The sequence below is a fragment of the Halalkalibacter oceani genome (assembly GCF_023715705.1).
GTDB lineage: Bacteria > Bacillota > Bacilli > Bacillales > Bacillaceae_D > Halalkalibacter > Halalkalibacter oceani_A.
In genome coordinates this window covers 1-13,546 of the sequence record NZ_JAMBOS010000001.1, presented here as the reverse complement: position 1 = coordinate 13,546, position 13,546 = coordinate 1, and the positions used below count along the sequence as shown (strand labels likewise).

Sequence of the window (13,546 nt, the reverse complement as noted above, 5' to 3'; positions counted from 1 at the left end):
TTAGTGAGAGTGTACGGGTGCCAAATGGGCTGTTTTCCTTTTGGCATTTCCCGTCTTTTTTAGCCACTCCCTGTCTATGTTTTACGCTTTACTAGCGACTACCTTTCTGCATTCTTCCGTTAAAACGGGAAGCACTTCAAAAAGGTCGCCGACGATGCCGTAATCTGCAATCGAAAAAATCGGTGCTTCTGGATCTTTATTTATCGCGACGATCACTTTCGAGTTTGACATTCCGGCAACATGCTGAATCGCTCCGGAAATCCCGCAAGCGATGTAGAGGTCAGGGGTCACGACCTTGCCGGTTTGCCCAATTTGCAAGGAATAATCGCAATAGTCGGCATCGCATGCTCCGCGGGAGGCACCGACGGCTGCCCCAAGTACATCGGCAAGCTCTTGGAGCGGGTGGAATCCGTCCTTGCTTTTGACACCGCGCCCGCCGGCGACAACAATGTTAGCTTCCGTCAGATCGACACCGCTCGTTGTTTTTTCCACAATATCTTTAATCGTAGTGTGAAAATCTTTTATGTCCGGATAAACCGTTTTTATTTCGCCGCTGCGTGACGGATCGCTTTCTGCCGCCTGGATGTTATTCGGACGAATCGTCGCCATGATCATTCCTTCCTCGATTATCTTTTCTTCAAATGCTTTTCCAGAATAAATCGACCTAGTGAATACGACTTGATCATCGACAAGCTCGAGCTTGACAACATCCGAGATTAGACCGTTTTTCAAGCTTGCGGCGATTCTTGGCGCAAGGTCTCTCCCCTGGGATGTATGGGCAAAAAGGAATCCATCCGGTCTCTCCTCTTCAATAATCTGAAGCAGCGCCTGCTTGTATGCCTCTGGCCGATAAGCGTCTAAGTCCGGATGCTCAGCGATGATCACACGGTCGGCCCCGTACTGAAACAACGGCTCTGTGAATCTTTCCACCTTTTCCCCAAGCAGCACCGCCGTTACTTTGCCGTTTGTGGTCAGTTTCTTTGCCGCCGCAATCGCTTCAAATGAAACGTGGCGCAATGCACCGTGACGAATTTCAGCGAGAACAAACATGTTTTGGCTCATTGTCTCCACTCCTCCTATAAAATGTTCTTTTCAGTCGTTAAGCGCGAGACTAATTCGGAAACCTGCTGCTGAATGTCTCCGTCAAGCATCACCCCGGTCTTTTTCTCCGGTGGAAGATAGCGCTTGATTGTTTTCGTTTTTGCTTTTAGCGCTTCGACTGCTACTTCAAGCTCCTCCGGCTCAAGGACTGTTAATGGCTTCTTCTTTGCTTTCATGATACCTGGCAGCGACGGGTAGCGCGGCTCGTTCAGTCCTTGCTGGGCGGTAATGAGGGCCGGGAGAGGAACTTCAACAATTTCCAGATCTCCTTCGACATCGCGCTCTACCGTCGCCTTGTTTTCGTTGACCGTAAGCTTCGTCGCCGTTGTCACAGCCGGAATCGCCAATTCCTCAGCCAAACGGGGACCGACCTGGCCTGATCCGTTGTCAATTGAGACATTTCCGGCTACAATCAGGTCATATTCGCGGTCTTGAAAATAGGCGGCGAGCAGCATGCTTGTCGCCGCAGAATCGAGTTCGGTTTGCTCGTCGACCTCAATCAGATCAGCTTTATCAGCTCCGATGGCTAAAGCGGTTCGCAAGGCGCTTTCCGCTATACTGCCTCCCACTGTTACAACCGTTACGTCCCCACCGTGCGCTTCTTTTAGTTGCACCGCTTCCTCAATCGCGTATTCATCATACGGATTAATGATCAGCTCCGCCCCTTCGGTGACAATTTGTTGCTGATCAATCGCGATCCTTTCTTCTGTATCAAGAGTCTGTTTCATGACGACGTAAATGTTCATTTGCTTCTCCACTCCTCTTTACTGTAATCGTTCACAATAAAACTTCTGCTTTTCTCTTTTCGGCTTTTATAAAGCTTGATATAACACTTCTTCAACCTCTTTAGCTACTGCTGTTCGCGGATTTAAACGGACGAGACGTTCAAGCGGAAGCGCCTTCGCGACAATCCCGGGAATATCGTCATGCTCAATGCCGATTTCCGACAGCTTCGTCGGTAAGCCGAGATCGGCGACGAGCTGAAAAACAGCTGAAATGGCCTGCTCAGCTTTTTGCCCGGCGGTCTCCCCGCCAGTAGTCACCCGAAGCAGCTCGGCAATTCGCGCAAACTTCTCTGTACAGACGGAAGCATTATATTGCATGACATATGGGAGCAACAAGGCGATAATCTCGCCATGAGGCCGTTCACTGATTTCATAGATCGGATAGGCGAGAGCGTGAATCAGTGATGTCCCCGAGTTTGTAAATGCCAATGCGGAAAAAAGATTGCCTAACATCATGTTCGCTCTCGCTTCAAGATGACTGCCCTGATGAACAGCAAGCTGAAGATTGCGGCCAATTAATTCAATTGCTTTTTCGGCTAACTGATCGGAAAGCGGGTTTCCTCCTTGATAAATGACGTTATCTCCTGCTTCGATATAGCGATGATCCTTGGCGAAGTAAGCTTCAATCGCCTGCGATAACGCGTCCATCCCCGTACATGCTGTTAAATACGGAGGCAGCTTCAGCGTCAGCTCCGGATCGAGAAGCGAGACAGCGGGTCGCAAATTCTGATCGGAGATGCCGATTTTCAGCTTTGTCTCATCGTCTGTCACGACCGCGACCGGCGAAACATCGGCGCCTGTCCCGGCTGTCGTTGGAATGGCGATGACTGGACGTATCGCTCCCGGTACACGATTCTCTCCATAATAGTCTGAAAGCGGTCCTCCATGGGAAAGCAATAAAGAGGTCATCTTCGCCAAGTCGATGCTTGAACCGCCGCCCAGAGCGATAAACAGCTCCGGGCTGCTTTTTTTGAGCTCAGTAAAACAGGCTGAAACGGATGCGACGGACGGCTCCGTCGTTTCCTGCTGATAAACCGCCGGTTGAATGTCCGCCTGCTCAAGCACAGTTAGCAGCGGTTGAAGCAAACCGGCTTGAATGATTCCCTTGTCGGTTACTACCGCTACGCGCGTCACCTTGAAGCGTTCAACAATTCCCGGAAGCCGTTGCAATGATCCGTTGCCAAAGACAATTGACCCGGCACTCGTAAATGTCCATGCGTTTCTCACTCAAAGCCCCCACCTTTTTACGAATTCGTTCGCCTCGTATATAAATCATCTAGCTCCATCAGAGCGGATCGTCCTTCGACGATAACTTTTTCATCCTGGTTTGTCACAACTGCCTCAAGCACAAGAATCTTCTTTTTTGGCTTTTTTTCAACGACCGTTAGCGTCACGGTAATCGTATCACCGATAAAAACAGGCGCTTTAAAGTTCAGCTCCTGCCCGACGTACACATAGCCCGGATCAGTCAAATTCGTATGGGCTGTCGAAATAATCGCAGCCGTAAACATCCCGTGAACGACGCGCCTTTGAAAAATCGTTTTCGTAGCGAATGCTTCATCCATATGAAGCGGATTCAAATCACCGGAAAGCCGGCCAAAGGTATTGACATCCTCCTTTGTAATCGTTCTCATCTCAACATGAGTCGTGCCAATCTCCATTTGGTCAAATGGTTTTCTCGTATGTCCCATCGCTGCTCTCTCCTCACTTTCCAGCTATTACACGTCGGGAAATAATCAGCCGCTGGATTTCTGATGTCCCTTCGACAATTTCAAGCACCTTCGCATCACCGAACGCTCGGCTAACCGGATATTCAGACATGATGCCGTAACCGCCATGGAGTTGAATTGCCTGATGCGCAGCTTCCATCGCCTTTTCTGTTGAGAACAGCTTCGCCATTGATGACTCCTGTTCAAATGGCTTGCCTTCATCCTTGAGCATCGCCACCTGATAGAGCATCAGCCGCGCCGCATGGGCATTGGTCGCCATGTCCGCCAATGCAAATTGCAACGATTGATAGTCGGTTAACGGCTTGCCGAACGTTTTTCTTTCCTGCATATATTGCAGACTGCGATCAATCGAACCTTGGATGATTCCAAGCGCCATCGCTCCGATTAAAATCCGCCCTGTGCTGATCGTGGATAATGTTTGTTTCAATCCCTTTCCTTCTTCACCTAATAAATGGTCTTTCGGAATGCGCACTTGATCAAAGAACAATTCTCCGGTGCTTGAAGCACGCCAGCCAATTTTGTTCAGCTTTCTGCCATACGTAAATCCGGCCACACCATTCGGGATGACAAAGTTCGAGATTTGATTCCGTCCGTCAGGCTTTTTCCCGGTCACAGCCGCAACGACGACAGGCCCCGTTATGTCATTATCGGAGTTGCTGATGAAAATCTTTGAACCGTTGATCACCCACTCGTCCCCTTCAAGCCTGGCTGTTGTTTGAATATTGGCGGCATCGGAGCCGGCATTCGGTTCGGAAAGGCCGATCGCCCCGACTTGCTCACCGGTCAAAATCGGCGGCAAGTAGCTTTCTTTCAGCTTTTTTGAACCATAGTTGTTAATCAGGCTAGCGGCCGACGAATTCGCCATAAAGGCATTCGCCACGGCACAATCCACTCGGGCCAGTTCCTCTAAAATAATCGTAAAGGAGAGCCAGTCACCTCCGGCTCCTCCTACTTCCTCAGGGTACGGGAAGCCGGCCAAGCCAAGCTCCCCGCCCTTTTTCCAGATGTCATACGGAAAGGCTTGCCCTTCCCACAGCTTTTCGGCAACCGGAGCAATTTCCGCTTCCGCAAATTCGCGCACCATTTTACGAATCATCTGCTGCTCTTCTGTTAATTGTATCGCCATCGGTATCATCTCCACCTTTCTTCCTCATTCCATACTTTGAAATCGTTTACAATCAAAGCCGTGCTTCCCCTATTTCGGACGAACCTGCTTGTTCACTTGATCGTGATACGAGGTAATGACGTTTTTCTCCTTGAAGCTGGCAATCTCCTCATCCGAGTACCCGTAGCTTTGTAAAATTTCTGCGGCATGCTCACCTAAACGCGGCGGATAGCGCTTGACGGGCGGCGCCTCGCCATCGTAGCGAACTGGATGACTTAATAGCTTTACTGTGCCGACGTCAGGATGCTCCACCTCCATAATCATTTTGTTCCAGCGGACCTGTGGATCCTGAACGACGTCCTCATAATCATTAACCGGCGCGTACCAGATCTGATTTTCTTCAAAAATATCAAACCATTCTTCCGTTGTTTTCTTTTTGATTTCGGCACAAACGCTCTTGTTGATTTCCTCGCGCCTGCTCATTTGCTCCTTATCTGAAAATTGAGCAAGAACCGCGCTGTTACAAACCTTTGCCAGCTTTTCAATCGAGGTAAGGGAAATCGCAATCCAGCTGTTTGCTGTTTCATAAATGCCGTAAGGAGCCTGGTGAAAGCGGCTGCCTAAGCCTGTTGGACTGCGTTCATCAAGCGGGCCGGTATTTAAATAATAGGTCAATGGCTCGATTTGTAAATCAAGGGCGGCGTTTAATAAATTGGTCTCGACCTTCCGTCCTTTCTTTGTCCTTTCACGTTCATAAAGCGCGGCGACGATTCCAAAGGCAGCCAGAACCGCCCCGTGCTGATCGACGGCAGCTGTTCCGACCGGCACTGGCGCATCGTCTTTTTTACCGCTCAAGCTCGCCAGTCCGCTCATCGCCTGAAGAAGCAAATCCTGTCCCGGACGCTGCTGATAAGGGCCATCCGAGCCGTAACCAGTGCAGGAGCAGTAGACAATCCGTGAATTAATCGCGGCCAGCTCCTGATAGCCAAAGCCGAGTCGCTCCATGACACCCGGTCTAAAATTTTCGACGACAACATCGGCATCTTTGACGAGGCGGTAAATAATCTCTTTGCCCTCATCTGTTCGCAAATCAATGCTCAAGCTCCGCTGATTGCGGTTGCCGAGTAAGAAAAACACGCTTACGTCATCAAGATAAGATTCAGCTCCGGCCCAATGACGTTCAAACGCTCCTTTAGGTGATTCAATTTTAATGACTTCTGCTCCTAAATCAGCTAGCATCTGGACAGCTGACGGTCCCTGTAAAAAATGAGTAAAGCTGAGCACCTTGATATTTTCCAGCATGACCTAACCTCCTCGTATTTTATTTCGTGCGGGTGAGAAATTTCGCAAATCCTTCCTCTGTGTGCGGGGCGCTGTAATTGACAGCATAAGCGTGGGCTTCAAATTGGAAGCCGTCTGAAAGATTGAGTTCTGCTCCTTTATTGATCGCCTCCTTTGCTATTTTTAAAGGAAATGGCGCTTTTTCAGCGAGCTGATCCGCTAAAGCCATCGTCTCTCTTTCCAGCTGTTCATGTCTGACGATCCGGTTTAGAAAACCAAACTCCGCGCAGACATTTGCCGGGTAATATGCTCCCGTTAAAATCATTTCCTTCGCCCTATTCAAGCCGAGCTTCTTGGCGGCAAGCTGTGTTCCTCCCCAGCCAGGCATCGTATTTAAGTTAATTTCCGGAAATCCGAACGTCGCTTTTTCAGATGCAACGATCAAGTCGCAGGAAAGCGCCAGCTCAAAGCCACCTCCGAGCGCGTAGCCATTAACCATCGCGATCACCGGCTTCGGAAATTCATGAATCCGTAAAAAAGTCCGTTGGCCAAGGCGCATTTGCTCATAGGCTGCTACTGGGTCGAGCTTAGCCAATTGCTCGAGATCATTGCCGACGACAAATGCTTTTTCGCCGGCTCCGGTTATGATGACGACCTTGAGCGTCTCCTCCTTCTCAATCCGGTCAAGCACCTGATTCAGCTCACTCAAAACCTCCGGGTTAAACGCATTCAATTTATCAGCGCGGTTTACCGTGACGGTAAATACCGCATCTTCTCTTTTGGTCAGCAACGTGTTAAGCGTGGACAATGTCATACGGGAACCTCCTTACCGTCTCAGGATCACTGGCGATTTTCCGGTGCTTGATCTCCTCTCCCTCCAGCCTTGTGGCGATCCGGTATAAATGCTGCTCATCATCGCGCTTTTGATAATCAACTCTGAAGTGGCTGCCGCGTGTTTCTTTTCTCATCCGCGCCACCCGTGAAATAATTTCACCGATTAACAGCAAGTTTTCCGCTTCAATCGCGTGCGTCAGCTCTTTGCGATTGTTAACGACGATATCCGTTTCAAACGTCCGGCGAAGTTCCTGCAGCTTTTCAATCGCTGTCGTTAAGCTTTCCTCGCTGCGCGTCACGAGGACATACTTCCACATAATTTCCTGCAATTGCTTTTTAAGATGATGCGGCTTTACCGTTCCTTGTTTGTCAAGAAGCATTTGCAGGCGCTCGGTTTCTCCTGTTACCTGCTCGGCCGGCACAGGCAATGCCTCAACCTGTTTGATGAATTCAGCCGCCGCCAGTCCTGCACGCTTCCCGTAAACCTGACAAGTCAGCACCATATTTCCGCCCAGCCGGTCGGCTCCATGCGGTCCACCCGATGTTTCTCCGGCGGCGTACAGTCCTTTGATCGTCGTGCATCCATGTTCATCAATCAATAAACCGCCATTGATCGCATGCCCTAATATCGCCACCTCAACCGGGGTCGTTCGCAAATCGAGATCGCGATTTTCAATCAGCCAGTTTACCGTAATGTTCCATGACTTGCGAATCTCCTCGCCGCGGGCATTATGCGGCAGTTTATCCAAATCAATCTTTGTAAAGTCAACGATCACCCCGCCATGCGGCCCCCCCCTGCCTTCCTTGATCTCAGTCTGAATCGAGACATCAATCCATTGCGAACCGTCATAGCTTGAAAATGGATAGTGACCTGAACGTAAATCCATACAGCGTTCAACCGTCATTCCTTCCGGCAAATAGTTTCGTATAAAATGTTCGCCCCGGCCATTTGTCACCTCTGGATGAAGCGCCCACAGCCATGAATTAAACATATTTTTGCACGGATAGATCAACCCCGGTCCGGCCTGCATAAATTCCATGTTAATCAGCTCGGCTCCCGCTTTAAACCCAAGTGAATAGCCGTCGCCGGTAATATCGGACGGATTAATATTATAAGAGAATAATTGCCCGGCACCGCCTGTGCCCATAATAATCGCCTTCGCCTGAAAGACAACGGTTTCCCCCTGGCGATTAAGACCGACCGCCCCGCAAACCTGGTTGTTCTCGACGAGAAACTTCGTTAACATCGTCCATTCATATACCGGAATGCCCCGCTTGTAAATCTCCTCCTTTTGCGCATGAACGATCGGTTCAGCATGCCCGGGAATTAAATGCATTCGCGGCTTCGTCGCAAAGCAGCCTAACACTTCAAAATAACTGCCATCTTCATTTTTATGGAAGGGAATGTTTAACCTTTCCAAATCCCGCAGCGTTTCAATTGATTCATCCGTCAACACTTTCGCCAGCTCAGGATCAGCCATTCCGGCCGCCGCCCGCATAACATCGGCGTAATGGACTTCCGGTGAGTCTTCAGGGTCGGCTTGCCCATCAGCAACGTTATAACCTAGAATCTCCGCTATTTTGTAGGCACTTGCCCCGCTCGTTCCAAATGCGCCCTTCATGACAACGGCTACCGAAGCCCCGCTGTCATGCGCAGCGATCGCCGCTTTTCCGGCTGCGGCTCCACCGCCGATGACAAGCACATCGCATTGAATATCTTTTCTCATTGATCTCCCTCCTCTTCTCTCCTTTTTTCCTATAATACTTTCAAGTACGTGTTTCCTTTCAGAACGACGGTTCCATCCTGTTTTGTGACGACCGCATCAAAGATGCACGTGTTTTTTTCCTCGTCTTTTTCTTTTAAATCGAGCCGGGCCGTTACCGTATCACCAATCAGAACGGGCGCGGTAAAGGTCACGTCATAACGATACGAGACCGCGCCCGGATCCGGAACGCGCTGAGCCATGAACCCCATCACCGTCGCGATATATCCGACAGAAAGCGCTCCTTGGGCAATCCTTGTGCCGAAACGGGTTTTCTTTGCATATTCCTCATCGACATGCACCCCGTAAAAATCACCGACAATCCCGGCAAATCCATATACATCATATTCGCTGACCGTTTTCGAAAACTGAGAATTGTCTCCAATTTGAAACACATCCATATTGGCACGCTTAGCCATATGTTCACTCTCCTTCACTTAGGTGGCAGCTGGCCGCATCTGGATCTTTGGACTGGCTCCAAATGCTGGCAGGCTGCTCCTTTCTAATTGTTGCGGTTATTCTTTTTGAGCCTGAATGGCTTCATATAGCTCCTGTCCATTTGGAATTCCATTTAACAAGTCATCATAGATCGCTGAAGCCTGCTCCTGCATACCTGCAGTGTCACTCTCAATGACGGTGACGCCTGCTTCCTGCATCTCGGCAATCGATTCATCAAACGACTGATAATAGTAATCCATTCCTTCGGCCAATGCTTCCTCCGCAGCTTCTGTTAACGCCTGCTGTTGATTTTCACTTAATTGCTCCCAGACCGCTTTCGAAATAATTAGCGTTGCTGGTAAATAATGGACTTTTGTAATATTGTAATAATCGGCTACTTCTACAAAACGGTCCATTACAAATTGGTCCGGAGATGTATCAGCGCCATCAACGACGCCTTGTTGTAATGCTGTATACACTTCTGAATAAGCCATCGCGGTTGGCTGGGCTCCCAATGCTTCGTATGCTGCCACATACCCGGGAGCCTCCATCACGCGAACGCGAAACCCATTAAAATCATCAGCTGTGTCAAGCGGTTTAGAAGAAAACACATTTCGCTCCATCGCCGATAAGAAGCCAAGTCCTATTAAATCGTGCTCATCAAGCATCTCCAAATATTGATCTCCTACTTCACTTTGTAAAATCGCATTCGCTTCATCCAGGTCATCAAACAAGTACGGCAAGTCAAACATCGACCATTCCGGCACCATATTTGTCAATGGAGCCTGCGCTGTAATAAGCATTTCCTGATTTCCGGCCTGCGCAGCTTGAATCATCGCTACTTCCCCACCAAGCTGTGATTGAGGGAAGACATTAATTGTAATGCTACCGCCTGTCTTTTCCTCGACAAGTTCAGCCAGTCTTTCCGAGACGACGTGATAATGACTGTCCGGAGCAAGCGTATGTCCGATATTAAATTCAAAGCTTTCCTCTTCCCCGGCTGATGCCTCTCCATTTTCTCCGCCTCCGGTTCCACCAGACGTATCAGAAGCTGCCGTATCCTCTCCTCCACATGCAGCTAATCCAATGCAAACGGCTGTAAGTAAAGCAACTAAGATTAATAATGACTTCTTCACTGTTTTCACTCTCCTCTTTTGATTCTTATGATAACTTTCAACCAGCGACCGGCTTCCTTTGTTTACCCTCCCTCCGCTATCATGTATAGGTTTTACAGATTTGGAAGCCATAGTGTCAGAATTGGGAGATAAGTTATTAATAATACATTGGTGATTAGGACTGCCAAAAAGATCGCCAGTGGTCTAAATAGTTGATCTATTCTAAGCCTCGCAATCTGACAGGCAACGAATAGATTAACGCCTACAGGCGGGGTGACCATCCCAATAGCCAAGTTGACAACCATGATAATTCCGAAATGAATCGGATCAACACCAAACTGGATGGCGATCGGCGCGAGAATTGGTCCTAAAATAATAATTGAAGCCAATGTTTCCATAAACATTCCTGTAATAAATAAAAGAATATTTACTAACAGCAAGAAAACAACCGGACTATCAGAAATTTGTGCGATTGATTCTGCTACCATATGAGGCACTTGATTAATCGTCAAAATATAACCGAAAATCGATGCAAAACCAACTAGTAGAAGAATAATCCCCGTCGTAATAGCTGCTTTTCCAAAAATATCCGCAATATCTTTCAACTTTATTTCTCGGTAAATAAAAAACCCGACGATAAACCCATAGACGACTGCCACGACTGCAGCCTCAGTCGGTGTAAACAAACCAAAATAAATTCCACCGAGAATAATGATTGGCATAAGCAGTGCCCAGAAGGCATCCTTAAATGCTCTCCATAATTCCTTAAACCAACTCCCCTTATCGATTTTCGTGACTTCATCAAACCCTTTTATTTTGGCAACAATTGAAACCGTTATCATTAATGACAAACCGATTAAAATACCAGGAATGATACCAGCCAAGAACAATCCACCAATGGAAACATTGGCTACTAGCCCATAAACGATCATCGAAATAGAAGGAGGAATAATGACACCCAATTCACCAGATGCTGCCGTCAGAGCAGTTGCGAAATTTCGCGGATAGCCTTTTTTCTCCATTGATGGGATCATGACCGAGCCAATTGCCGCAGTCGTTGCAGACGAAGAACCTGACATCGTCGAAAAGAACATCGTCGTTAGGACTGAGGCAGCACCTAGCCCTCCTCTGAACCATCCGACTAAGACATTTGCTAAGGCAAGCAACCGTCTGGCAATACCGCCTTTCTGCATCAAGGCACCCGCAAGAATAAAGAACGGAACAGCCATTAATGAAAACTTATCTAGCCCTTCAAAGACCTTTTGGGCAACAACCCCGATCCCTTTCCCTTCCAATTGTAGAAGGAAAATTGAAGAAAGTCCGAGTGAGATCGCGATCGGTACACCGACTATAAATAAAACACCAAGTAATAAAAACAATTTTAATGTCATGATTGTAACCCTCCTTTACGCTTGCGTTAATCTAGAGATTCAAAGGTTTCATCTTCCATCGATACAAATCGTATATCGCTTTTTCTAAGAAAGACATCTGTAAATAACGTAATCAAGTTCAATGCTCCTAATAAGGCACCGACTGGCATCGAAAGATAAACAGCCAGCATCGGGATTCCCATGACAGGTGATGTTTGTCTCTCTCCCTGATTCAGCGCAAATTCAAAGCCTAAGTAAAGCAAATAGCCAAAAAAGACCATTGTTAACAAATGAGACCCTATTTTGAGTATTTTCCCTAAACGGTCAGGAAGTGAGTGAACCAATACCTCCAAGGCAATTAACTTATCAGTCCGGACCGCGACAGCTCCCCCAATAAAAACGGACCAAATCATTAAATATCTCGCCAGTTCTTCTGTCCATGGCACTGAAAATTGAAAATTCATTGCCGTGAACACAAAACGAACGAGCACTTGTAAAAAGATCGATAATGTCATAACGATAAACGCGGCACTAAGAGAGACGACAGCAAAACGATTTAAACGGTCGACCAATCTGACAAACCCCATACTTTCCCTCCTCTTTATTTACCCTGAACATTGGCGCCACACGTTTTTCGGATAATCAACTGTGGACTTAATTTAATTTGCCATGCATTCAATTCAGATGATGGCAAATTATTTTCCTGTTCATCAATTTTCTGCATCAGCCTTTCCACTGCCAGCTTTGACATTTCCTCTACGGCCTGATTAACCGTCGTCAGACCGATAAAGCTGTGACCAGACAGGCGAATGTTATCAAAACCGACAATTGCGACCTCTTCAGGAACGCGATAGCCGAGCTCCGACAGGCCTTCCATTGCCTCCATTGCGATGAAATCGGCCGAAGTAAAGATTGCAGTCGGCTTGATTTTATCACTGTACATCACCCGGATCGCCTCTTTAACCTTTGGTTCAATGTTTTTAAAGCCCACCTCATGCATCAAATGCGGATAAGCTTTCAAGCCATTGACCGCGAGCGCCTTATGATAGCCTTCAAGCCGGCTCTCGACCGTTTCTGATTCACTTGAACCATAGACCATACTGATTCGTTTATGGCCAAGGCGTATTAAGTGGGTTACCGCTTCAAAGGCTCCTTTATAGTTATCCTGGACGATATAATCAACCTGCTTCCGCTTGTTCTTCCGGTTGTACAGCACATATGGAATATGACTGTGATCAAGCTGTTCAATGAGCATATGATCATCCTTGTACATCGAGCCGATAATAATGCCATCGACCCGTTTCGCGATCAGAAAGGCAATATATTCAGCCATCTTGCTTGATTTTTCCTCATTGACATACAGCATGACATGGCTATCAAACTTTGAAGCCTCCTTTACAATGCATTCTGCACTTTCAGCAAAAAATGGATTATCGAGTCCTCCGACAATGAGTCCAATTGTAAACGTTCTTTTTTTGATCATGCTTCTTGCGATGAGATCAGGGTAATAATTGAACTGTTCGATCACCTCCTGAACTTTCTTCTTCGTCCTTTCTTTCACGAAAGGATAGTTGTTAATCACTCGTGACACAGTAGCTGTCGATACGCCTGCTTTTTTAGCAATGTCCTTCATCGTTGGTTTATACATTGTGACACACTCACTTTTTTGTTTCTCCCCTTTTTCCTGTAATCGTTTACAATTCTATTTATAATTTGTAAACGTTTACAAATACACCGGTTATTCTTGTTGTTTTAACCTCCTTTTCTCCTACAGATGGTTATTTTTTCTTCTTTTTCAATTTTGTAATCGTTTGCAAAAAAGGCTTCTTTTTCGTAAATTCAGAATATTATAAGATGACGTAATAGTCAAGTTCTTTTTTTTATGTTTTTTCAAGAAAATCAAAACCACCCGTGAGAACGGGTGGTTTGTTCTACGGCTGGAAGCCTTTGTTGCTGACCAGACCCTAAAGGGCCACTGAACGGTTCGCCATTTGTACTTCTTCTACTGGCCAGACCTCAAAGGC

Annotated in this window: 13 protein-coding genes; all 13 read right to left on the bottom strand. The window is 47.4% G+C overall.

What is annotated here, in order from left to right:
• Positions 1 to 81: 81 nt before the first annotated feature.
• Positions 82 to 1,062, bottom strand: coding sequence for an electron transfer flavoprotein subunit alpha/FixB family protein (locus M3212_RS00065; RefSeq protein WP_251191897.1), 981 nt, complete (start codon positions 1,060 to 1,062; stop codon positions 82 to 84).
• 14 nt (positions 1,063 to 1,076) lie between these two features.
• Complete coding sequence (locus tag M3212_RS00060) at positions 1,077 to 1,847, bottom strand: electron transfer flavoprotein subunit beta/FixA family protein (RefSeq protein WP_251191896.1); 771 nt, start codon at positions 1,845 to 1,847, stop codon at positions 1,077 to 1,079.
• Between the two features lie 66 nt (positions 1,848 to 1,913).
• A complete protein-coding gene (locus M3212_RS00055; protein WP_251191895.1) occupies positions 1,914 to 3,113 on the bottom strand; it encodes a hydroxyacid-oxoacid transhydrogenase in 1,200 nt (399 codons plus the stop codon).
• Positions 3,114 to 3,130: 17 nt separating this feature from the next.
• Complete coding sequence (locus M3212_RS00050; RefSeq protein WP_251191894.1) at positions 3,131 to 3,577, bottom strand: MaoC family dehydratase; 447 nt, start codon at positions 3,575 to 3,577, stop codon at positions 3,131 to 3,133.
• Positions 3,578 to 3,590: 13 nt separating this feature from the next.
• Positions 3,591 to 4,742: an acyl-CoA dehydrogenase family protein gene (locus tag M3212_RS00045; RefSeq protein WP_251191893.1), complete on the bottom strand. Its 1,152-nt coding sequence runs from the start codon at positions 4,740 to 4,742 to the stop codon at positions 3,591 to 3,593.
• A gap of 69 nt (positions 4,743 to 4,811) precedes the next feature.
• A complete protein-coding gene (locus M3212_RS00040; RefSeq protein ID WP_251191892.1) occupies positions 4,812 to 6,023 on the bottom strand; it encodes a CaiB/BaiF CoA transferase family protein in 1,212 nt (403 codons plus the stop codon).
• Positions 6,024 to 6,042: 19 nt separating this feature from the next.
• Positions 6,043 to 6,816, bottom strand: a complete 774-nt coding sequence (locus tag M3212_RS00035) for an enoyl-CoA hydratase/isomerase family protein (RefSeq protein WP_251191891.1) — start codon at positions 6,814 to 6,816, stop codon at positions 6,043 to 6,045.
• A complete protein-coding gene (locus M3212_RS00030) occupies positions 6,797 to 8,563 on the bottom strand; it encodes an FAD-binding protein (RefSeq protein WP_251191890.1) in 1,767 nt (588 codons plus the stop codon). The genes M3212_RS00035 and M3212_RS00030 overlap by 20 nt, the downstream gene beginning before the upstream one ends.
• Before the next feature lie 29 nt (positions 8,564 to 8,592).
• A complete protein-coding gene (locus tag M3212_RS00025; protein ID WP_251191889.1) occupies positions 8,593 to 9,018 on the bottom strand; it encodes a MaoC family dehydratase in 426 nt (141 codons plus the stop codon).
• Positions 9,019 to 9,114: 96 nt separating this feature from the next.
• A complete protein-coding gene (locus M3212_RS00020; RefSeq protein WP_251191888.1) occupies positions 9,115 to 10,173 on the bottom strand; it encodes a TRAP transporter substrate-binding protein in 1,059 nt (352 codons plus the stop codon).
• Between the two features lie 92 nt (positions 10,174 to 10,265).
• Positions 10,266 to 11,543 carry a TRAP transporter large permease gene (locus tag M3212_RS00015; protein ID WP_251191887.1) on the bottom strand — a complete coding sequence of 426 codons (1,278 nt, stop codon included), beginning with the start codon at positions 11,541 to 11,543 and terminating at the stop codon, positions 10,266 to 10,268.
• Between the two features lie 26 nt (positions 11,544 to 11,569).
• On the bottom strand, positions 11,570 to 12,109 hold the full coding sequence (locus M3212_RS00010) for a TRAP transporter small permease (RefSeq protein ID WP_251191886.1): 540 nt from the start codon (positions 12,107 to 12,109) through the stop codon (positions 11,570 to 11,572).
• A gap of 14 nt (positions 12,110 to 12,123) precedes the next feature.
• On the bottom strand, positions 12,124 to 13,170 hold the full coding sequence (locus M3212_RS00005) for a LacI family DNA-binding transcriptional regulator (RefSeq protein ID WP_251191885.1): 1,047 nt from the start codon (positions 13,168 to 13,170) through the stop codon (positions 12,124 to 12,126).
• Positions 13,171 to 13,546 lie beyond the last annotated feature (376 nt).

Excerpts from the sequence above, each read along its gene's own strand:
- M3212_RS00030 (WP_251191890.1), bottom strand. The coding sequence starts at position 8,563 with ATGAGAAAAGATATTCAATGCGATGTGCTTGTCATCGGCGGTGGAGCC.
- M3212_RS00040 (WP_251191892.1), bottom strand. The coding sequence starts at position 6,023 with ATGCTGGAAAATATCAAGGTGCTCAGCTTTACTCATTTTTTACAGGGA.
- M3212_RS00025 (WP_251191889.1), bottom strand. The coding sequence starts at position 9,018 with ATGGCTAAGCGTGCCAATATGGATGTGTTTCAAATTGGAGACAATTCT.
- M3212_RS00050 (WP_251191894.1), bottom strand. The coding sequence starts at position 3,577 with ATGGGACATACGAGAAAACCATTTGACCAAATGGAGATTGGCACGACT.
- M3212_RS00065 (WP_251191897.1), bottom strand. The coding sequence starts at position 1,062 with ATGAGCCAAAACATGTTTGTTCTCGCTGAAATTCGTCACGGTGCATTG.
- M3212_RS00045 (WP_251191893.1), bottom strand. The coding sequence starts at position 4,742 with ATGGCGATACAATTAACAGAAGAGCAGCAGATGATTCGTAAAATGGTG.
- M3212_RS00015 (WP_251191887.1), bottom strand. The coding sequence starts at position 11,543 with ATGACATTAAAATTGTTTTTATTACTTGGTGTTTTATTTATAGTCGGT.
- M3212_RS00010 (WP_251191886.1), bottom strand. The coding sequence starts at position 12,109 with ATGGGGTTTGTCAGATTGGTCGACCGTTTAAATCGTTTTGCTGTCGTC.
- M3212_RS00035 (WP_251191891.1), bottom strand. The coding sequence starts at position 6,816 with ATGACATTGTCCACGCTTAACACGTTGCTGACCAAAAGAGAAGATGCG.
- M3212_RS00005 (WP_251191885.1), bottom strand. The coding sequence starts at position 13,170 with ATGTATAAACCAACGATGAAGGACATTGCTAAAAAAGCAGGCGTATCG.
- M3212_RS00060 (WP_251191896.1), bottom strand. The coding sequence starts at position 1,847 with ATGAACATTTACGTCGTCATGAAACAGACTCTTGATACAGAAGAAAGG.